General features: G+C 69.6%; 15 protein-coding genes and 1 tRNA gene. 9 read left to right on the top strand and 7 right to left on the bottom strand.

What is annotated here, in order from left to right; translation table 11 throughout:
- Positions 1-8: 8 nt before the first annotated feature.
- Entirely contained in the window at positions 9-2,072 is a 2,064-nt protein-coding gene (gene betT / locus QC818_RS07855) for a choline BCCT transporter BetT (protein WP_309652285.1), read from the bottom strand.
- Positions 2,073-2,313: 241 nt separating this feature from the next.
- Here betT and QC818_RS07850 point away from each other — a divergent pair, with 241 nt between their 5' ends.
- From QC818_RS07850 to QC818_RS07820, 7 genes are all read left to right on the top strand, one after another.
- Complete coding sequence (locus QC818_RS07850; RefSeq protein WP_309652284.1) at positions 2,314-2,772, top strand: LexA family protein; 459 nt, start codon at positions 2,314-2,316, stop codon at positions 2,770-2,772.
- Positions 2,769-4,043, top strand: coding sequence for a Y-family DNA polymerase (locus tag QC818_RS07845; protein WP_309652283.1), 1,275 nt, complete (start codon positions 2,769-2,771; stop codon positions 4,041-4,043). Before QC818_RS07850 ends, QC818_RS07845 begins: the two co-directional genes overlap by 4 nt.
- A 59-nt stretch (positions 4,044-4,102) precedes the next feature.
- Positions 4,103-5,308 carry a benzoate/H(+) symporter BenE family transporter gene (locus QC818_RS07840; protein WP_309652282.1) on the top strand — a complete coding sequence of 402 codons (1,206 nt, stop codon included), beginning with the start codon at positions 4,103-4,105 and terminating at the stop codon, positions 5,306-5,308.
- Positions 5,309-5,338: 30 nt separating this feature from the next.
- Positions 5,339-6,535 (top strand): N-acetylmuramoyl-L-alanine amidase, encoded by a 1,197-nt coding sequence (locus QC818_RS07835; protein ID WP_309652281.1) that lies wholly within the window; start codon positions 5,339-5,341, stop codon positions 6,533-6,535.
- Between the two features lie 427 nt (positions 6,536-6,962).
- Positions 6,963-7,445 carry a hypothetical protein gene (locus QC818_RS07830; protein WP_309652280.1) on the top strand — a complete coding sequence of 161 codons (483 nt, stop codon included), beginning with the start codon at positions 6,963-6,965 and terminating at the stop codon, positions 7,443-7,445.
- Positions 7,446-7,688: 243 nt separating this feature from the next.
- Positions 7,689-8,000 (top strand): DUF1153 domain-containing protein, encoded by a 312-nt coding sequence (locus QC818_RS07825; protein WP_309651289.1) that lies wholly within the window; start codon positions 7,689-7,691, stop codon positions 7,998-8,000.
- Positions 7,964-8,815, top strand: a complete 852-nt coding sequence (locus QC818_RS07820; protein WP_309652279.1) for an IS3 family transposase — start codon at positions 7,964-7,966, stop codon at positions 8,813-8,815. The genes QC818_RS07825 and QC818_RS07820 overlap by 37 nt, the downstream gene beginning before the upstream one ends.
- A gap of 84 nt (positions 8,816-8,899) precedes the next feature.
- Here QC818_RS07820 and QC818_RS07815 read toward each other — a convergent pair.
- The 3 genes from QC818_RS07815 to QC818_RS07805 form a co-directional block, all read right to left on the bottom strand.
- A tRNA-Thr gene (locus tag QC818_RS07815) sits at positions 8,900-8,975 on the bottom strand.
- A gap of 71 nt (positions 8,976-9,046) precedes the next feature.
- Complete coding sequence (locus tag QC818_RS07810; RefSeq protein ID WP_309652278.1) at positions 9,047-10,366, bottom strand: glycine cleavage T C-terminal barrel domain-containing protein; 1,320 nt, start codon at positions 10,364-10,366, stop codon at positions 9,047-9,049.
- A 224-nt stretch (positions 10,367-10,590) separates the two neighbouring features.
- Positions 10,591-11,400 carry an acyl-CoA thioesterase gene (locus QC818_RS07805; RefSeq protein ID WP_309652277.1) on the bottom strand — a complete coding sequence of 270 codons (810 nt, stop codon included), beginning with the start codon at positions 11,398-11,400 and terminating at the stop codon, positions 10,591-10,593.
- 90 nt (positions 11,401-11,490) lie between these two features.
- Here QC818_RS07805 and tadA point away from each other — a divergent pair, with 90 nt between their 5' ends.
- Positions 11,491-11,961, top strand: a complete 471-nt coding sequence (gene tadA / locus QC818_RS07800; RefSeq protein ID WP_309652364.1) for a tRNA adenosine(34) deaminase TadA — start codon at positions 11,491-11,493, stop codon at positions 11,959-11,961.
- Here tadA and QC818_RS07795 read toward each other — a convergent pair.
- Positions 11,941-13,920: a GGDEF domain-containing protein gene (locus QC818_RS07795; RefSeq protein ID WP_309652276.1), complete on the bottom strand. Its 1,980-nt coding sequence runs from the start codon at positions 13,918-13,920 to the stop codon at positions 11,941-11,943. The two genes, tadA and QC818_RS07795, sit on opposite strands and share 21 nt — an antisense overlap.
- Before the next feature lie 9 nt (positions 13,921-13,929).
- Positions 13,930-15,393 carry a membrane-bound lytic murein transglycosylase MltF gene (mltF, locus tag QC818_RS07790; RefSeq protein WP_309652275.1) on the bottom strand — a complete coding sequence of 488 codons (1,464 nt, stop codon included), beginning with the start codon at positions 15,391-15,393 and terminating at the stop codon, positions 13,930-13,932.
- 168 nt (positions 15,394-15,561) lie between these two features.
- Between mltF and purL the strand changes: the two genes are divergently transcribed.
- Positions 15,562-19,500 (top strand): phosphoribosylformylglycinamidine synthase, encoded by a 3,939-nt coding sequence (gene purL / locus QC818_RS07785; protein ID WP_309652274.1) that lies wholly within the window; start codon positions 15,562-15,564, stop codon positions 19,498-19,500.
- Positions 19,501-19,564: 64 nt separating this feature from the next.
- Here purL and QC818_RS07780 read toward each other — a convergent pair whose 3' ends face one another.
- Positions 19,565-19,780, bottom strand: a complete 216-nt coding sequence (locus tag QC818_RS07780) for a hypothetical protein (RefSeq protein ID WP_309652273.1) — start codon at positions 19,778-19,780, stop codon at positions 19,565-19,567.
- Positions 19,781-19,839 lie beyond the last annotated feature (59 nt).

Here is a 19,839-nt window from a genome sequence, read left to right as displayed (position 1 = left end):
TCTCGTGGTCAGTCGCCGCCCGCGGCGGGGGTGTCCGGCATGATGGCCTCGCCGCCGGGCAGCTCCCGCTGGGTGTGCAGGAAGAACAGGTGGCGCTCGTACTGGTCGAGGATGTCGGCGATGACCTGCTCCCGGGTGTAGCCGTAGATGTCGTAGTCCTGGCCGCCCTCGCCGATATGCACCTGCAGGCGGTAGTAGTGGGTGCCGGCATGGGTGGCGCGGATCGAGAAGGCGGGCATGGCGCAGCGATGGGGCCAGACCTGGTAGGTGAAGTTCGGCTCGCCGCCGAGGTCGACGTTGAGCTCCAGGTGTTCGGCCTCGCCCTCGACGAGGGCGGCGCTGACGCCCTGCTCGCCGAGCACCTCGCGGATCTCCTCCATGGCCGGGCGCACGGTCTCGTCGAGGAAGCGCCGCGCCTGCTCGTGGCCGGGGAACTGCATGGCCCGGGACAGCCGCCGCCGCCAGTGGTGGCCGCTGCCCTCGCCGGGCAGGCGGCCGGAGAGATGGCCGGCGATGCTGCCGCGCAGGCTGTCCTCCTTGAGCCCCTCGACCTTGAGGGCCTTGAACAGCCCGATGCACATCAGGAAGAGCACGAAGGCGAAGGGCAGCCCCATGATCACCACCGTGCTCTGCAGGGCCCCGAGGCCGCCGGCCATCAGCAGCGCCAGGGTCAGGACGCCGATGATGGCGGCCCACAGGATGCGCATCCAGGAGGGGGCGTCGTGGTTGGGGTCGGTGAGCACCGAGGTCAGGTTGGAGAGCACCAGCGAGCCCGAGTCGCCGGAGGTCACGAAGAACACGATGGCCAGGATGGTGGTGACCACCGTGGTCAGCCCCACCCAGGGATAGCTCTGCAGGAAGAGATAGATGGCCGAGCCGGGGTTGTTCATGGCCTGCTCGCCGAAGCCGGCGATGCTGGCCGTGTCGTTCATCACCAGGTCGATGGCGCTGTTCCCCATGATCGACATCCAGGCCATCATGAAGGTCAGCGGCAGGATCAGGGTGCCGGCGACGAACTGGCGGATGGTGCGCCCCCGCGAGATGCGCGCCAGGAACAGGCCCACGAAGGGCCCCCAGGCGATCCACCAGGCCCAGAAGAACACCGTCCAGGCGTTCAGCCAGTCGGTGGGCGGATCGAAGGCGTAGGTGTTGAAGGACAGGCCGATGAAGTGGGTCAGGTAGTCGCCGACGTTCATCACCAGGGCATTGAGCAGGAACAGGGTCTGGCCGCTGAACAGCACGAACAGCATCAGCAGCAGCGCCAGCAGCATGTTGAACTCGGACAGGCGGCGGATGCCCTTGTCGACCCCGGTCACCGCCGAGATCGCCGAGAAGATCACGATCAGGATGGCCAGCGCCGCCTGGGTCAGGGTGTTCTCCGGCACGCCGAACATGTAGTGCAGCCCGAAGTTGAGCTGGATGATGCCGATGCCCAGGCTGGTGGCGATGCCGAACACGGTGCCCAGCACCGCGGCGATGTCGACCCCGTGGCCGATGGGGCCCTGGATGCGGCGCCCGAAGATCGGATAGAGCGCCGAGCGGATGGTCAGCGGCAGGCCGTGGCGATAGCTGAAGAAGGCCAGCGACATGCCCACCAGGGTGTAGATGCCCCAGCCGGAGATGCCCCAGTGCAGGAAGGTCAGCTCCATGGCGTGGCGCGCCGCCTCGGCGGTGCCGGCCTCGCCCGTGGGCGGCGCCAGGAACTGGGTGACCGGCTCGGCGATGCAGAAGAACAGCAGGTCGATGCCGATGCCGGCGGAGAACAGCATGGCCGCCCAGGTGACCACGTTGAAATCCGGCGTCGAGTGGGCGGGGCCCAGCCGGACCTTGCCGTAGCGGGAGGCGCCGATGACGATCACGAACACCAGGTAGGCGACCACGGCGAGGAAGTAGAACCAGCCGAAGCTGTCCGAGATCCAGGCCAGCACGGTGTTGATGACCGCGCCGGCGGCCTCGGTGAAGGCCATGGTCCAGAGGGCGAAGGCGACGATGCCGATGGCCGAGCCGTAGAACACCACCGGGTTGATGCGATCGCGGCGAGCGGCGGAATCGCGGTCGGAAGCAGGCGCCATGTCGGACTCCTCGCGGGCCGCTCGGGCGTGTCGGGGCGCTCTCCATGGTCGGCCCGGCGCCGGCGGCTGCCGCTGGCTGTGACGTGGGCTCCGCGTCCGTGGCGGGAGGCGGAGGGGCTATCTGGGTATAGGTAGGCCCCGGCGCGGGCGTCAAGTGACGCCCCGGCGGGCCCCGGGCGACTTGTCACCCGGGCGAGGCTGTCGGATACTGTGTATAAATACAGTTTTCGAGGAGGATGCCATGTCGTCGCCGCGGCCGTCTCTCGCTCGCCTGCCGGCCCGCGCCAGGCCGGCGCCGGCCGGTTCGGGCCAGCCGCTGCTGGGCTGCCGGGTGCGGGCCGGCTTCCCCAGCCCCGCCGACGATCACCTGGACGTGGAGCTCGACCTGCATGCCCACGTGGTGCGCCGTCCGGCGTCCACCTACTTCGTGCGCGCCGAGGGCGATTCCATGCTCGGCGACGGCATCCACGACGGCGATCTGCTGGTGGTGGATCGCAGCCTGGAGCCGTGCCCCGGCCGCGTGGTGATCATCGCCGTGGACGGCGAGCCGACCGTCAAGCGGCTGGTCCGACGCGGGGGCCGGCCGGTGCTGGAGGCCAGCAACCCGCGCTTCGCGCCCATCCCCCTGGCGGGCCGGGAGTGCCAGGTATGGGGCGTGGTGACCCATGTGCTGCATGCCCTGCCGGGGGCGTCGTCGTGATCGCCCTGGTCGACAGCAACGACTTCTACGTCAGCTGCGAGCGGGTCTTCGATCCGCGGCTGGAAGGCCGGCCGGTGGGCGTGCTGTCCAACAACGACGGCTGCGTGGTGGCGCGTTCGGCGGAGCTCAAGGCGCTGGGCGTGGCCATGGGCACGCCCCTGCACCTGCTGCCCCCCGCGGTGCGGCGCCGCGCGACGCTGCTGTCCAGCAACTATGCGCTCTACGGCGACATGAGCCGGCGGGTCAACCGGGTGCTGGGCGACTTCTCGCCGGACGTGGAGGCCTACTCCATCGACGAGAGCTTCGTCGGCCTCGACGACGACACGCCCGGCGCGGCGGAGGCCCAGGCCCGCGAGCTGCGCGAGACGGTGCGCCGGGATACCGGCATCCCGACCTGCGTGGGGCTGGCCCCCACCCGGGTGCTGGCCAAGACCGCCAACCGCGTCGCCAAGCGCCAGCCCGGGCGCGACGGCGTCTGCCGGCTGGCGGCCGAGGGCCCCGAGACGCGCCGGGTGCTCGAGGCGCTGCCGGTGCACGAGCTCTGGGGCGTGGCCCGGCGCAGCGCCGAGCGGCTGGCCCTGCAGGATATCCATACCGCCTGGCAGCTGCGCCAGGCCGACCCCAAGCAGGTTCGTCGCACCTTCTCGGTGGTGCTGGAGCGGGTCGTCTGGGAGCTGCGCGGGCGTCCGGCGATCGGCCACGAGGACCTGGGCGAGCCGCGCCAGCGGATCATGGTGTCGCGCTCCTTCGGCCGGCTGACCGGCTCGCTCGACGAGCTCCGGGCGGCGCTTCGCCAGCACGCGGCCCGGGCCGCCGAGAAGCTGCGGCGCCAGGGCAGCCTGGCGCGGGCCGTGCTGGTGTTCGTGCGCAGCGACCCGCACCGCCTCGGCGAGCGCCAGTACCGCAACAGCGTGGTGGTGCCGCTGCCCGGGCCCAGCGCCGATACCCGCGAGCTGCTGGGCGCCGCCGGGCGCGGGCTGTCGGCGATCTTCCTCGAGGGCGTACGCTACCAGAAGTGCGGGGTGATGCTGCTGGACCTGGTGGATGCCGAGCGCCATCAGCTGTCCCTGCTGGCGCCCGGCGACGAGGCCGGGCGCCGCCGCGGGCAGCGGCTGATGGGTGCCCTGGATGCGCTCAACGGCCGGATGGGCCGCGATACCGTGCGCTTCGGCCTGCCCGGGCGCCACGCCGCCTGGCCGTTGCGCTGCGAGCGGCTCACCGCACGCTATACCACCCGCTGGGACGAGCTGATGCGCGTCAAGCTGCGTTGAGCCGGGCGGGGGCCTCGGATGCTAGGCTCGGGGGCCGCCCCCGCTCGAGGATGCCTTGCATGTCACGCCATACGGACGGCCTCATTCCCGCCATCGTCGCCGGCTTCGTCGCGGTGCTGGTGTCCTATGCCGGACCGCTGGCCATCGTCTTCCAGGCCGGGCAGAGCGCCGGTATCTCGGACGCCATGCTGACTTCCTGGGTCTGGGCGATCTCCCTCGGCGCCGCCGTCTCGGGGATCGGGCTCAGCCTGTGGCTCAGGGTGCCGGTGATCACCGCCTGGTCGGCGCCGGGCACCGCGCTTTTGGTCACGCTGTTCCCGGAGCTGTCACTGAACGAGGCGGTGGGCGCCTACCTGGTGGCGGCGGCGGTGATCCTGGTGATCGGCGTGACCGGTTCCTTCGACCGCATCATCCGGGCCATCCCGCCGGGCATCGCCAGCGCCATGATGGCGGGCATCCTCTTCCAGTTCGGCGTCGGCGTCTTCACCGCGCTGCCCGCGGTGCCGGGGCTGGTGCTCGGCATGCTGCTGACCTACCTGGTGTTCCGGCGCCTGACGCCCCGCTACTGCCTGGTGGTGCTGCTGATCGTCGGCATCGCCCTGGCGGTGGGGCTGGAGGGGGCGAGCCTCGAAGGCGTGGCGCTGGAGACGGCCACGCCCCGGCTGATCCATCCGGAGTGGCGCTGGGACACGACGCTCAGCCTGGCGATACCGCTGGTGCTGGTCAGCCTGACCGGACAGTTCCTGCCGGGCATGGCGATCCTGCGTGCCGCCGGCTATCGCACCCCGGCCCGGCCGATCGTCGCCGTGACCGGGCTGATCTCGCTGTTCACCGCCTGGTTCGGCGGCATCACCACGGTGATCGCCGCCATCACCGCGGCGATCTGCACCGGCGAGGAGGCCCATCCCGACCCGAAGCGGCGCTACCTGGCCGGGGTCGCCTGCGGCGGCTTCTACCTGGTCGGGGCCTGCTTCGCCGGCAGCATCGTGCTGCTGTTCACCTCGCTGCCCGACACCTTCATCGCGGTGCTGGCCGGCCTCGCGCTGGTCGGCGCCATCGCCAGCAACATCCGCGCCTTCGCCGCCGAGCGCGAGCACCTGGAGGCCTCGGTGATCACCTTCCTCGCCACGGCCTCCGGCGTCAGCTTCCTGGGGCTGGGCGCCGCCTTCTGGGGGGTGGTGATCGGCGGCGTCGCCCACCTGCTGCTGCATCACCCGCTGTCGTCACGGCGCGCCGATTCAAGCCGGCCCCGAGCCGGCCGATAACCGTCGGGATCGACGCGGAGGAAGGCGCAGGTGGGCAACGAGGGCAAGACGGCAATCGGCCGCTGGCTGAGCGGGCTGCTGGCGGGCGGGCTGGTCCTGGCCGGCGCGGCCCTGGGCGGCGAGATCCAGGACCTGCGGCTGCGCGCCGCGGGGGACGAGACCCGGGTGGTGCTCGATGTCTCCGAGGCCATGCAGCCCAAGATCTTCTCGCTGGACGGCCCGGATCGGCTGGTCATCGACCTGCCCCGCGGCCGGCTCGCCGGCTCGCTGGCCGATGCGGCCCTGGACGGCAGCCCGATCACCGGGATCCGTACCGGGGCGCGCGGCGAGGGCACCCGCGTGGTGCTGGACCTCGCCGGGCCGGTGAGCGTCGAGCACCATGCGCTGGCCCCGGCGGGCCTCCAGGGCCACCGCCTGGTGATCGACATGAGCGGGCCCGCGGCCGAGGCCCCGTCGCCGGCCGCGAGCGCCCCGGCGACGCCGGCCAGGCCCTCCGGGCGCGACATCGTGATCGCCATCGATGCCGGTCACGGCGGCAAGGATCCCGGCGCCGTGGGCCCCAGCGGCACCCACGAGAAGGACGTGGTGCTGGCCCTGGCGCGGCGGCTGGCGCGACGCGTCAACGATGCCCCGGGGTTCCGCGCGGTGCTGACCCGGGATCGCGACGTCTACGTGGGGCTGCGGCGGCGCACGGCCATCGCCCGGGAGCATCGCGTCGACTTCTTCGTCTCCATCCACGCCGACGCCGTGGCCCGGCCGGGGCCCCATGGCAGCTCGGTCTACGCGCTCTCCACTCGCGGGGCCACCTCGGAATCCGCCCGCTGGCTGGCCAACAGCGAGAACCGGGCGGTGATCGCCGACGACGAGGCCTTCATCGCCCTGGCCGAGCAGGACATGGCGACCCGCAGCGCCCTGCTCGACCTGTCGATGAACGCCACGCTCAACCAGTCGCTGGCCGCCGGGGAGCGCATCCTGGAGCACCTGGCGCGCACCAATGACCTGCACAAGCGGCGGGTGGAGCAGGCCGCCTTCGTGGTGCTCAAGTCACCGGACATCCCCTCGCTGCTGGTCGAGACCGGCTTCATCTCCAACCCCGGCGAGGAGCGGCGCCTGAAGAGCGCCGGCCACCAGGACGCCCTGGCCGAGGCGATCTTCACCGGCCTGGAGGCGCATTTCCGCGCCAACCCGCCGGCGGGCACCCTGCTGGCACGGAGAGCGGTTCCGTGAGGTGGCCCACCAGCTTGAGGGATCCGCCCTTATCGGTAATATATTGAGCCTTTCTAAAGCAGTGCTGGTGCCTGCCGATACCTTCAAGCGCTGTCTGTTCTGAGCGGCAGCAGTAGGGAGGGATCTGGCGATCCGTTCGCTAAAGTTCTGTTTTTTTGGACGAAATAATAGTGATATGGATGTAAGTATAGGAAAATAAGAGGTAAATTGGTGTTATGATGAGGTTTTCAAGGCAACGGGGTTTTATTCCTGTCGTGGTTATAATTGCGATGGGGGTTTCAGCAATTATAGGTGGCTTTTTTGGCTACCAGCTTGGCGATGGGACGTTTTTTAGCCTTGGGGTCGGAATTGGCTTTGCTGTAATAATAAGCACCTTCCTGCTCCCTTTTGCAGAGAGGATAAAGACTTTTTTCTCAAGGAAAGAAAAGTGAAGAAAGTGGTTTTCTCCTCTATTCCTTTTTTGCTGACTGGTTGCGGAGGCAGTGAAATAGATGCTCGGATTGTTGACCTTGCAGGTGTGGTTTTTCTTTTCTTTATATTGGTTATTGGTGTTAAGTATTTATCTTTAAAAATTTATGAGGTCAATCGTTTCAAGGTGCTTGGGGATGCGATCTTACATCGCGGCGGTTTTTTTTCAATCCCGGTTTATGCATGTGGCGCTTATTCTTTTTCCTTTGGCGTCTTACATGGTGGGTTGTCTAAAGTGTTGATGTTGGCCGGAATGGTGGCGATTGTAACAGCGCGCTGCCTCCAGTTGGCCGGCAAAAACATTGGTAATGAGAAAAAGAGAAAATTTTACGTGGAAGTTGTTTTTATGGGTATGACGTTTTTTGCAGCATTGTTTTTTATTTTTAAGATGGGTTCTTCTATGTTTAGTGATTTTTCGGGAGGTATGTTTGGTATTTTGTAAGCTTTGCAAAAATAGATTTTTACCTTCTGTTAACCAGACGTTTTAGGAAGTTGGCAGTTAAAAGCCGCGGCCACCCTGTAATGACCCCTGATTGCTGCAAACCCAGCATTAGCCGCGTAGGGTGTGCAGCAATCAGGGGGGAGGCATTACAGACGCTTCCACATAGTCAGCCATCGCAACCTGCTATTGAAGTGACCCCCTCCATAGCTGCACAGGGTATAGTGCAGCCATCAGGAGGACAGGATGAGCGACGACAACCCGATCAAGCGATGGACCGCCAAGCGCAAGGCGGCCGTGGTCATGGACATTTTCAAGGGCAAGACCACGGCCGCTGAGGTGGCCCGCCAGCACGACCTCACCGTCTCCGAGGTCGAGGGCTGGATCGATGAGGCCCAGCGCAGCATGGAAAACGGGTTCAAGGCCCGCCCCAAGGACATCCGTGAGCAGTACGAGTCTGAGCTCCGGGAGACCAAGGAGGCACTGGGCGAGGCCCATCTGCAGATCTATGCGCTAAAAAAGTGGCGCCGCCTGCTCGACGAGGACGAGAACTCGTAAGGTCGCTGCAGGCGCAACTGGCCGAGGAAGGCCATGTGGTATCACTCGTCAAACTCTGTCGTTGGCTGGGATTCCCCCGGCGAAGCCTGTACTACCGGCCCAAGGCGCGGCAGCGTGTTATCAATGCCGACTTGGCGGCGCGGGTGAAACTGGCCCTGGAGCGGTTCCCCACCTACGGCTATCGGCGCCTGGCGTGCGTCCTGGGGGAGAACCGCAAGCCGATCCAGCGCATCCTGCAGCTCAAAGGCTGGCAGGTACGCAAGCGGCCACAAGGCTTTCGACCGCGTGCCAAGAGCCTTCCGTCCGTCGCGTCACGGCCTGACGAGCGATGGGCCACCGATCTCACGCACGTGTGGTGCGGCAAGGATCGGCGGGCCAGCCTGGCGGTGATCATCGACTGCTGTACGCGAGAGATCCTCGGCTGGCGATTATCGGACAATGGCAGCAGCAAGACAGCGGAGGCTGCCCTGGAGGAGGCGCTGATCTATCGGTTGGGAGCGCTGGGACGCGTTCAGCAACCGCTAACACTACGCTCCGACAACGGCCTGGTCTTCAGCAGTCGCCACTACACGAGCACGGTGAAGGCGTATGGCCTGACCCAGGAGTTCACGACGCCATATACGCCGGAGCAGAACGGCCTCGTTGAGCGCTTCTTCCGCACCTTGAAGGAAGAATGCATCTGGCTCCATCGCTTCGAGTCGCTGGGGCAAGCCAGGGTCGTGATCGATCGCTGGATCCGGTACTACAACGACGAGCGGCCACATCAGTCTCTGGACTATGTGGCACCCCGAGCACACCCAGCATTAGCCGCGTAGGGTGTGTAGAAACCAGGGGGTCATTACACTATGAGAAACGGCCACCGCGAAGATTCGCTAAGTGGCCGTTTCTATTGGTCTTTCTGGTGCCGGTAAGTGGACTCGAACCACCGACCTACGCATTACGAGTGCGTTGCTCTACCAGCTGAGCTACACCGGCGCGTCGAGCATCATAAGCCCCGGGCGCCGGGCTGCCAAGGGGCGCCCGGGCCGCCGGCCCGGGCGTCGAGCTCAGTAGGCGAAGTCGCGTCCCGCGGCCTTGGCCCGTTCCCGGGAACTGGGGTTCACCGAGGCGCGGAAGGGCATCTCGCAGACCACGGCGTCCACCGGCTGGCCGGGGATGTCCAGGAACTCGTCGGGCAGCCAGGCCACCAGCGGGGTGCCGATCACCGCGACGCTCACCGGCACGTAGGCCATGGCGATGTTGGTGCCGAGCTCCGGCGAGTACCAGGGCGAGGTGATCCAGCCGCAGGGGTCGCTGCCGGCGTCGTGGCCGACCAGCCAGAAGTCCGGGGCGTAGTCCTCGATGGGGCGGCCGCCGATCCGCAGGCCGACCAACTGGTGGCTGAACGGCGGGTCGCCGGCGTTGACCCGCTCGCGGGTGCGCTCCAGGGCGTCGCGGCCGATGTAGTCGGCCTCCTTGGCCTTGGGCACCATGTGCCCCAGGTTGCACTGGAAGGGATTGGTCTCGTGGTCCAGGTCCTGGCCGTAGGACAGGATGCCGGCGGCGATGCGGCGGTGGTGGGCCGGGGCGATCACCTTGAGGCCGTACTTCTCGCCCTTGGCGAGGATGGCGTTCCACACGGTCTCGGCGTTGAGGGTGGAGTCGTAGGCGTAGACCTCGTAGCCCTTCTCGCCGGAGAAGCCGGTCTGGGAGATCAGCACCTCCACGCCCTCGATGGTCGCCGCCATCAGGCCGTAGTAGGGCACCTCGCGCACGCCCTCGCCGACCAGATCGGCGATCAGGTCCTCGGACTTGGGTCCCTGGACCTGCAGCGGGCTGACGTCGATCTCGTCGATGCTCACGTCGTAGCGCAGCCCGTGGTTGATGCCCTTGAACCAGTAGGCCAGGTCGGAATCGCTGATGGTGAACCAGAACTCGTCATCGGCCACGCGCAGCATCACCGGGTCGTTGAGCACATGGCCCTGCTCGTCGCACAGCACCACGTAGCGGCCCATCATCGGCGGCACCCGGGTCACGTCGCGGGTGCAGACGTAGTTGCAGAAGGCCTCGGCGTCGGGGCCCTTGACGCGGATCGGCCGCTCGACGGCGACGTTCCACAGGGTCACGTCGTTGACCAGCGCGCGGTATTCCTCCATGGCGCCGCCGTCCTCCGGGCGCACGTAGGCCCGGGGGTGGTACATGCGGTTGTAGACGGTGGCCTTCCAGCAGCCGGCCTCCACCGAGAGATGCCAGTAGGGGGACTTGCGCACGCGGTTGGAGATCAGCATCTGGATGCCGGGATCGCCGGTCTGGCGGAGGTTGACCGGCACCAGGCGCTCGCCCTGGTCGATGGACTGCTGGTAGTTGACGTTGTCGCGGTTGGACATGGCTCGGCACTCCTCACCCGTTCATGGCCGGTGTCGGCTCTAGGGTGGCGAGGAGACGGCCCCTCGCATTGCCCCACCCTGACCCGTGCGAGCGGGCGCGCCGCGGCGCCCGCGGCGACGGCCTGCCGGAGGCACCGTCGCCTTACTGTCCAAGGTAGGAGGGGTGTCGAGGGCCACCATCCCCGCCGCGACGCCGGAATTCCCGGTGGCGACACGACACGGGGTCAGTCGCGGCGGCGGGTCAGGCCCTCCTGGGTGCTGGAGGCCACCAGCCGCCCCTGGCGGTCGTAGATGCTGCCTCGGGTGAAGGCCCGGCCGCCGCCGGCCCAGGGGCTGTCCATGTCGTAGAGCAGCCAGTCGTTGACCCGCACGTCGCGGTGGAACCACAGGGCGTGGTCGAGGCTGGCGATCTGCAGGCCGGGGTCGCCGAAGGCGATGCCGTGGGGCACCAGGGCGGTGGTCAGCAGGTTGAAGTCGGAGCTGTAGGCGAGCAGGTAGCGATGCAGGGCGGCGTCATCGGGCAGGGTGCCGGCGAGCCGGAACCACAGCCGCTTGCGGGCCGGATGGCCCGGCTCGGCCTGGTCGTGGACGTGGCGGAACTCGATGGGGTGGCCGGGGAAGCGCATGGCGAGGCTGGCGTCGTCGAGGTCCTCCGGCGCCACCACTTCGGGCATGCTCGGCTGGTGCTCGGGGCCGGGCTCGTCGCCGTGGAAGGAGGCGCTGCAGAAGAAGATCGGCCGCCCCTTCTGGATGGCGGTGACGCGCCGGGTGGTGAAGCTGCGGCCGTCGCGCACCGCGTCGACCTGGTAGACCACCGGTCGGGTGGCGTCGCCGGGACGCAGGAAGTAGCCGTGCAGGGAGTGCACGCGGCGCTCGGCCGTCACGGTATGGGTGGCGGCGGACAGGGCCTGCCCCAGGACCTGGCCGCCGAACAGCTGGGGCAGCCCCAGGTCCTGGCTGCGGCCGCGGAACAGGTTCTCCTCCAGGGGCTCCAGGGCCAGCAGGTCCACCAGGGCGTTCAGGGCAGCGCTCATTCCGGGTATCCTCCAGGGGCCGCGGCCGGGCAGCGGGCCGCGGCGTCATACGCATGTTTCATGGTGATCAGTCTACGGGAGTCGGCGGCGATGCGCAGCGACGAGTTCTACATGCACCGGGCCCTGGAGCAGGCCGAGCGGGCCGCATCGGCCGGCGAGGTGCCCGTCGGGGCGGTGGTGGTGGATGCCGCCGGCGAGATCGTCGGCGCCGGCTTCAACGCCCCGATCGCCGGCCACGATCCCAGCGCCCATGCCGAGATCCGCGCCCTGCGCGACGCCGGGGCCCGCCTGGGCAACTACCGGCTCGACGGCTGCACCCTCTACGTGACCCTGGAGCCCTGCCTGATGTGCACCGGGGCGATCATCCACGCCCGCCTCGCGCGGGTGGTCTACGGCGCCGCCGAGCCGCGCACCGGCATGGTCGAGTCCCGGGCCAATCTCTTCGCCCAGCCCTGGTACAACCACAGGGTCGCCGTGGAGGGCGGGGTGCTGGCCACCCGGATCTCGAAGCGGCTCAAGGCCTTCTTCGCCGAGCGGCGGTCAGGCTCCGGCGCAGGGTAGGGCGCGGGGCGGGGCGATCTCGACCCGATCCCGCCCGCGGGACTTGGCCCGATAGAGGGCGTCGTCGGCGGCCTGGAGCAGCTCGTCCTCCACCAGCGGCCCCTCGGTGAGGCTGGCGATGCCCACGCTGAGGGTGATCGGCGTGCCGTCCTCGTGGGTCAGGCCGGCGCCGGCCAGCCGGGCCCGGAAGCGCTCGGCGACCGCCGCGGCGGCGTCGGCGTCCCGGCCCGGCAGGCAGGCGACGAACTCCTCGCCGCCGAAGCGCGCGAAGACCCCGCCCGCCTCGCCGATCACCGCCTGCCCCTGGCGCCCCAGCTCGGCCAGGTAGCGATCCCCCATCAGATGGCCGAGCCGGTCGTTGACCAGCTTGAAGTGATCGACATCGCACAGCAGCACGCTCAGCGGCCGGGTCGCGGCCTGCTCGGCGAGCACCTGCAGGAAGCGGCGGCGATTGGGCAGGCGGGTCAGCTCGTCGTGCTCGGCGAGCCACTCGACCTCCTGCTGCAGCCGGGTGCGGCTGCGCACCTCGCGGCGCAGCTCGCGATTGGAGCGTCGCACCTGGCGGTGCTGGAGGACCATGCGGTGGCGCGCGAACAGCGCCAGGTACAGCAGGTAGGCCAGGGTCAGGCCCGCCGTCAGGCTGATCGCCGGCAGCCGCGAGCGCCGGGCGAGCAGCGCGTCGAGCGTCGGCCGGCTGGTCAGGGTCAGCGCCTTCGCGCCGATGGTCAGCGTGGTCGCGTGCCGCCAGGGCCCCTGGCGCTCGGTGGGCCCCTGGTGGGCCAGCAGGCGTTCGCCGTCGCGCAGGGTGAGGGCGACGGCGCGGGGATCGACACGCCGGAACAGGGTGTCGGCCAGCGACTGCAGGCCCACCACCATGCCCACCACGCCCATCACGTCCCCGTCGTCGGGGCGTCGCACGGGCAGGTAGTGGACGATCCCCGGCTGTCCCTGGAGCAGGCCGATGATCTCGGTGCTGCCGATGCCCTCGCCGGCCAGCGCGTGGCCCAGCGCCTGGCGGCCGGCGGGCTGGGCCTCGTACAGGCGAGTGCCGATCACCCCGCGATTGAGGGCCGTCAGCGGGTGGACGCGCCGGATCCGGCTGTCGGCATCGATGAAGGCGATGTTGAGGAAGTAGCCGAAGTCCCGGTGGTAGAGGGCGGCCTGCCGCTGCCACTGGGCGTCGGGAGGGGGGACGGCGTGCCACTCCCAGCTCGCCGCGAAGCGCTGCATGGCGGCCAGGTGGGCGCCGATCTCGTCCGACAGCCGGTCGGCCAGCCGCTGCCCCTGGGCCTCGACCTCGGTGCGCAGCTGGTGGTCGCTCAGGGCGCGCTGGTGGTGCCAGAAGGCCATCGCCAGGAGGGCCAGCAGCAGCGATGGCCACAGGGCGCGGCGTACGCTGCCGCGGGTGGCGCGCCAGCCGCCCAGGGTGTCGATCAGCTGGCCGATCAGCAGGCAGGCCAGGGCGGTGGTGCGGATGCCGTCCGTGGCCTGGGGCAGCAGGGTGTGCGCATGGGCGTGCTCCAGCAGCTGGCCGGCCAGGCCCAGGGCGGCGCTGGCCAGCAGCAGGGGGGCGCCGAGGTTCGCCCGGGTGCGGGTCAGCGGCCCCAGCGCCAGCAGCGTCAGGGTCGCCACCACCAGCAGCGGCGGGCGCCAGTCGTTGACGTGGCTGCCCGGGGCCAGGGCCGCGGCGAGGCGGTTCCAGGTGGCATGGGCGATCCAGTGCTCGGGCAGCAGGTAGCTGAGCAGGCACAGCGCCAGCCAGCCCAGGGCCGGGGCGAGCAGCAGCCGCGCCAGGCGCAGCCGGCGCAGGTGCCAGACCAGCTGGCCGACGGCGACCAGGCCGATCAGCGCCGAGCCCGCCGCGTCGGCGATCGACGGGGTGCCGGCCGCGACCAGGCCGAGGGCCAGCAGCAGCAGGGCGGCGGCGGTGGCGGGCAGGGCGGCCAGGCGCTGGGTCATGCGCCGGCCTCAGCCGCTCGGCGGCACCCGGTCGAAGGCGCCCTCCGCCGGGGTGTCCGGCGGGCGAGCGCTGAGCCGGTGGAACTGCTGCTGGCTGCGGTCCACATAGGCGAGGATCTCGTAATAGCGGCGAATGTTGCGGACGTAGATCACCGGCTCGCCTCCCCGGGCATAGCCGTAGCGGGTCTTGCTGTGCCACTCGCGCTTCTGCAGAAGCGGCAGGGCCTCGCGCACGTCCGCCCAGGCATCGGGATCGCCGCCGCGCATCTCGGCGATGCGCCGGGCGTCATAGAGATGGCCGAGCCCCACGTTGTAGGCGGCCAGGGCCATGAACAGGCGATCCTCTCCGGTTATCGACGCCGGCAGGCGTTCCTTGAGCTCGCGCAGGTAGCGGGCGCCGCCGTCGATGCTCTGGGCGGGGTCGAGGCGGTTGTCGACGTTCAGGTCCGAGGCGGTGGCGTTGGTCAGCATCATCAGGCCCCGGACCCCGGTGGGCGAGGTGGCCTCGGGCTGCCAGTGGGACTCCTGGTAGCCCACCGCGGCCAGCAGCTTCCAGTCGAAGCCGCTGTGGCGGGCGGCCTCGCGGAACAGGCCGGCATACTCCGGCAGGCGCTCGTGGACATGGCCGATGAAGGTGCGCGCGCCGACGTACTCCAGGTAGTCGTCGCGCCCGAAGTAGCGCGTGCCCAGCCGCTCGAGCAGGCCGTTGTCCTGGAGCCCGGCCAGGAAGCGGTTGGCCTCGCGCACCAGGCCCAGGCCCTGGTCGGCGGGGAAGGCCCAGGCCAGCGACAGCGGCCGCCCCAGGGGGAAGCCGTCCTCCACCTCGGGGAAGAACAGCCGGTTGAGACGGAACTGGTGCTCGAAGACCACGGCGGCGTCCAGGTCGCCCTCGGCCACCTGGCCGAGCAGGGCGGCCACCTCGATGTCGTCGGCTTCCTTCCAGCTCAGCCAGGGGTGATCGGCCTGCAGCTCGCGCATCACCCGGTCGGTCCCCGTGCCGGCCAGGGTGCCGATCTCCAGCCCCTCCATGTCGGCGACCTCCTCGGGGGGCGGCAGGCCGCGGCGATACACCAGCAGCGGCTGCAGCGGCATGATCGGCCGGCTGAACATCAGGCCGTCGAGGGTCGGGTCCAGGGGCAGGGCGGCGGCGCCCAGGTCGCCCTCGGCGCGCACGGCCTCGAGCACCTCGGCGATGTTGTGGTCGGCGTCCAGGGTCAGGCTGACCCCCAGGTGATCGGCGAAGCGCCGCATCAGCTCGTACTCGAAGCCGGTGGGCCCCTGGCGGCCCTCGTAGTAGGTGGTGGGGGTGTTGCGGGTCTGGACGCTGAGGAAGTCTCGCTCGAGCACCGCGGCCAGCCCCGGGCCCGGCGAGCGGTCCGGCCACGCGGGGACGAGTCCCAGCGCCAGGGTGACGCACAGGGCGGCGTAGCCGCGTCGACGGCGACGCAGGTGATGAAGCGCGGATGCCAGCATAGCGATGTCGGGATGCGATGAGTGGTGTCACCTTACCCAGCCGCCCCGCGGCTGTCATCCACGCCGATTTCTCGCGGCCGGCGCTTTCCAGTATCATGTGCGCTCATTGCCGCCGGCCGCGGCCCCGTCTTCTTCTTCGCATTCTGCTTGTTTCAGAGGCCCCAGGATATGCTCGAACTGCGTGGCGCGCCCGCCCTATCCGCCTTCCGTCATGCCAAGCTGCTGGACGCTCTGCACGCCGTGGCGCCCCAGGTCGAAGCGCTCGACGCCGACTACGTGCACTTCGTCGATCATGCGGAGGCGCTGACCGACGAGGAGCGCCGCCTGCTCGAGCGGCTGCTGGACTACGGCCCGAGCCGCGAGGCCGAGGCCGGCGCCGTCGAGGGGCGGCTGTTCCTGGTGGTGCCGCGCATCGGCACCCAGTCGCCCTGGTCGTCCAAGGCCACCGATATCGCCCACAATTGCGGCCTGACCAAGGTCCGCCGCCTGGAGCGGGGCGTGGCCTACCGGGTGCGCTTCGCCGGCGAGCTCTCCGAGGAGGCCTTCGAGGCGGTGCTCGCCGCGCTGCATGACCGCATGACCGAGTCGGTGCTGTTCGACGCCTCCGACGCGGCCAGGCTGTTCGCCCACCACGAGCCGGCGCCGCTGGGTCGGGTCGACGTCCTCGGCGGCGGCCGCCCGGCCCTGGCGGAGGCCAACGTCGCGCTGGGTCTGGCGCTGGCCGAGGACGAGATCGACTACCTCTGCGAGGCCTTCGCGGGCCTCGAGCGCAATCCCACCGACGTCGAGCTGATGATGTTCGCCCAGGCGAACTCCGAGCACTGCCGCCACAAGATCTTCAACGCCGACTGGGTGGTGGACGGCGAGCCGCAGACGCACTCGCTGTTCAAGATGATCAAGAACACCTTCGAGGCCTCGCCGGACGACATCCTCTCCGCCTACAGCGACAACGCCGCGGTGATCCGCGGCTCCGAGGCGGGGCGCTTCTTCGCCGCGCCGCTGACCGGCGCCGCCGCCGAGCGTGCCGTCTACGGCACCCACCGGGAGCCGGTGAACATCCTGATGAAGGTGGAGACCCACAACCACCCGACCGCCATCGCCCCGCACCCCGGGGCGGCCACCGGCGCCGGCGGCGAGATCCGCGACGAGGGCGCCACCGGCATCGGCGGCAAGCCCAAGGCGGGGCTGACCGGCTTCACCGTCTCCAACCTGCGCATCCCCGAGTTCGTTCAGCCCTGGGAGGCCTTCGACTACGGCAAGCCCGAGCGCATCGTCAGCGCCCTGGACATCATGCTCGAGGGCCCGATCGGCGGCGCCGCCTTCAACAACGAGTTCGGCCGCCCCAACCTGGCCGGCTACTTCCGCAGCTACGAGCAGGACGCCCTGGGCGCCGACGGCATCGAGCGCCGCGGCTTCCACAAGCCGATCATGCTCGCCGGCGGCTACGGCAACATCCGCGAGGATCACGTCCAGAAGGGCGAGATCCCGGTGGGCGGCAAGCTGATCGTGATGGGCGGCCCGGCGATGCTGATCGGCCTGGGCGGCGGCGCGGCGTCCTCCATGGCCTCCGGCGCCTCCAGCGCCGACCTGGACTTCGCCTCGGTGCAGCGCGACAACCCCGAGATCGAGCGCCGCGTCCAGGAGGTCATCGACCGCTGCTGGGCGCTGGGCGACGACAATCCCATTCGTTTCATCCACGACGTGGGCGCCGGCGGCCTGTCCAACGCCCTGCCGGAGCTGGTCAAGGACGGCGAGCGCGGCGGGCGCTTCGAGCTGCGCGAGGTGCCCAACGCCGAGCCGGGCATGAGCCCGCTGGAGATCTGGTGCAACGAGGCCCAGGAGCGCTACGTGCTCGCCGTGGCCCCGGAGGACCTCGACACCTTCGACGCCCTGTGCGCCCGCGAGCGCTGCCCCTACGCGGTGGTCGGCGAGGCCACCGAGCCCCACCACCTGGAGGTCCGCGACGGCCACTTCGAGAGCCAGCCGGTGGACCTGCCGATGAGCGTGCTGTTCGGCAAGCCGCCCAGGATGCAGCGCGAGTTCACCCGCGAGACCCGCGAGCTGCCGGGCGTGATGCTCGACAACCTGGACCTGCGCGAGGCCATGGACCGGGTGCTGCGCCTGCCCGCGGTGGCCTCCAAGAGCTTCCTGATCACCATCGGCGACCGCTCGATCACCGGCCAGGTGGCCCGCGACCAGATGGTCGGCCCCTGGCAGGTGCCGGTGGCCGACGTGGCGGTGACCACCGCCACCTTCGACACCCACGCCGGCGAGGCCATGGCCATGGGCGAGCGGCCGCCGGTGGCGCTGATCGATCCGGCGGCCAGCGCCCGGCTGGCGGTGGCCGAGACCATCACCAACCTGGCCGCCGCGCCCATCGCCAGGCTCGGCGACATCAAGCTCTCCGCCAACTGGATGAGCGCGGCCAGCCACCCGGGCGAGAACCAGGCGCTGTTTGATGCCGTCCACGCCGTGGGCATGGAGCTGTGCCCGGCGCTGGGCATCGCCGTGCCGGTGGGCAAGGACTCCATGTCCATGCGCACCGCCTGGGAGGCCGAGAACGACAAGGGCGAGGTCGAGGAGAAGAGCGTCACCGCGCCGCTGTCGCTGGTGACCACCGGCTTCGCCCCGGTCACCGACGCCATGAAGACGCTGACCCCGCAGATCGACCTGACCCAGGACGAGTCCGACCTGATCCTGGTCGACCTGGGCGGCGGCCGGAACCGCCTGGGCGGCTCGGCGCTGGCTCAGGTCTACGGCCAGGTGGGCGACGAGTGCCCGGACCTGGACGACCCGGAGGACCTCAAGGCCTTCTTCTCGGTGATCCAGGGGCTCAACGCCGACGGCAAGCTGCTGGCCTATCACGACCGCAGCGACGGCGGCCTGCTGGTGACCCTGCTGGAGATGGCCTTCGCCGCCCACGCCGGCCTGGAGATCAAGCTCGACTGGCTGATCGACGAGACGCCCGAGGCCTTCAACGCGCTGTTCGCCGAGGAGCTGGGGGCGGTGATCCAGGTGCCGCGCGAGCATACCGAGGAGGTGCTGGCCCAGTTCGCCGGCGCGGGCCTCGAGACCTGCGGTGTGATCGCCCGGCCGCGCTACGACGACCAGGTCCGCGTGACCCTGTTCGAGGAGCCGCTGCTCGAGACCACCCGCCTGCTGGCCCAGCGCACCTGGGCCGAGACCAGCTACCGGATGCAGGCCCTGCGCGACAACGCCGAGTGCGCCAAGAGCGAGTTCGACGGCCTGCTCGACGGTCGCGACCCGGGCCTCTCCGCCCAGCCGAGCTTCGACGTCGACGAGGACGTCAGCGCGCCCTTCGTGAACACCGCCCGGCCGGCGGTGGCGGTGCTGCGCGAGCAGGGCGTCAACGGCCACCTGGAGATGGCCTGGTCCTTCGATCATGCCGGCTTCGAGGCCGTGGACGTGCACATGAGCGATATCCTCGAAGGCCGCGTCGGCCTGGAGGAGTTCAAGGGCCTGGTGGCCTGCGGCGGTTTCTCCTACGGCGACGTGCTGGGCGCCGGGGGCGGCTGGGCCAAGTCGGTGCTGTTCCACGACCGGGCCCGGGAACAGTTCGCCGGCTTCTTCGGCCGCGACGACAGCTTCGCCCTGGGGGTGTGCAACGGCTGCCAGATGCTCGCCCAGCTCAAGGAGCTGATCCCCGGCGCCGAGGACTGGCCGCGCTTCGTGCGCAACGAGTCCGAGCAGTTCGAGGCTCGGGTGGCGATGGTCCGGGTCGAGGAGAGCCCCTCGATCCTGCTCTCCGGCATGGAAGGCTCGCTGCTGCCGATCGCCGTGGCTCACGGCGAGGGCCGCGCCGAGTTCCGCGACAGCGCCCACCTGCGCCGGATGCAGGGCAGCGCCCAGGTGGCCCTGCGCTACGTGGACAACTACGGCCAGGTGACCACTCGCTACCCGGCCAACCCCAACGGCTCGCCCTCGGGCATCACCGGCCTGACCACGCCGGACGGCCGGGTCACCGCCATGATGCCGCACCCCGAGCGCGTGGTGCGGGCGGTGACCAACTCCTGGCGTCCCACCGAGTGGACCCGGGACGGCGCCTGGATGCGCCTGTTCCGCAACGCCCGGACCTGGCTCGGTTGAGCCGGCGCCCCGCCGAACGACGACGCCCGGGCCATGACCCGGGCGTCGTCGTCTGCGGGAGGGCTCAGGAGGCGGCGCCGTCGCCGGTCGGCGTCTCGCCCTTCAGGTGCGCCTCCACGTCGTCGAGGACATGGCGGAACTGGGCCTGCAGGTGGTCGTAGCGGCCGAAGTCGTGACCGCAGTCGTCGCAGTAGACGTGATACTGATCCTCGCGGCCCGGCGGGAACCGCTTGGTTCGGCTGCCGCACTTGGGGCATTCGGGGGAGGTCTTCACTTTCATAGAGGCGTCTCCTGTCTCGGCAGAGGGCGTTCCGGTCGTCCCGTTACTCTTCTAGGTAT

Source organism: Halomonas koreensis, assembly GCF_031451675.1.
Lineage (GTDB): Bacteria > Pseudomonadota > Gammaproteobacteria > Pseudomonadales > Halomonadaceae > Halomonas > Halomonas koreensis.
The sequence above is the reverse complement of the archived record's forward strand: the minus strand, read 5'-3'. Positions and strand labels throughout refer to the sequence as shown.

What these genes read in the sequence shown, in the direction of transcription:
- betT (WP_309652285.1), bottom strand. Translation starts at nt 2,072, where the DNA reads ATGGCGCCTGCTTCCGACCGCGATTCCGCCGCTCGCCGCGATCGCATC.
- QC818_RS07850 (WP_309652284.1), top strand. Translation starts at nt 2,314, where the DNA reads ATGTCGTCGCCGCGGCCGTCTCTCGCTCGCCTGCCGGCCCGCGCCAGG.
- QC818_RS07840 (WP_309652282.1), top strand. Translation starts at nt 4,103, where the DNA reads ATGTCACGCCATACGGACGGCCTCATTCCCGCCATCGTCGCCGGCTTC.
- QC818_RS07825 (WP_309651289.1), top strand. Translation starts at nt 7,689, where the DNA reads ATGAGCGACGACAACCCGATCAAGCGATGGACCGCCAAGCGCAAGGCG.
- QC818_RS07810 (WP_309652278.1), bottom strand. Translation starts at nt 10,366, where the DNA reads ATGTCCAACCGCGACAACGTCAACTACCAGCAGTCCATCGACCAGGGC.
- QC818_RS07805 (WP_309652277.1), bottom strand. Translation starts at nt 11,400, where the DNA reads ATGAGCGCTGCCCTGAACGCCCTGGTGGACCTGCTGGCCCTGGAGCCC.
- tadA (WP_309652364.1), top strand. Translation starts at nt 11,491, where the DNA reads ATGCGCAGCGACGAGTTCTACATGCACCGGGCCCTGGAGCAGGCCGAG.
- QC818_RS07795 (WP_309652276.1), bottom strand. Translation starts at nt 13,920, where the DNA reads ATGACCCAGCGCCTGGCCGCCCTGCCCGCCACCGCCGCCGCCCTGCTG.
- mltF (WP_309652275.1), bottom strand. Translation starts at nt 15,393, where the DNA reads ATGCTGGCATCCGCGCTTCATCACCTGCGTCGCCGTCGACGCGGCTAC.
- purL (WP_309652274.1), top strand. Translation starts at nt 15,562, where the DNA reads ATGCTCGAACTGCGTGGCGCGCCCGCCCTATCCGCCTTCCGTCATGCC.
- QC818_RS07780 (WP_309652273.1), bottom strand. Translation starts at nt 19,780, where the DNA reads ATGAAAGTGAAGACCTCCCCCGAATGCCCCAAGTGCGGCAGCCGAACC.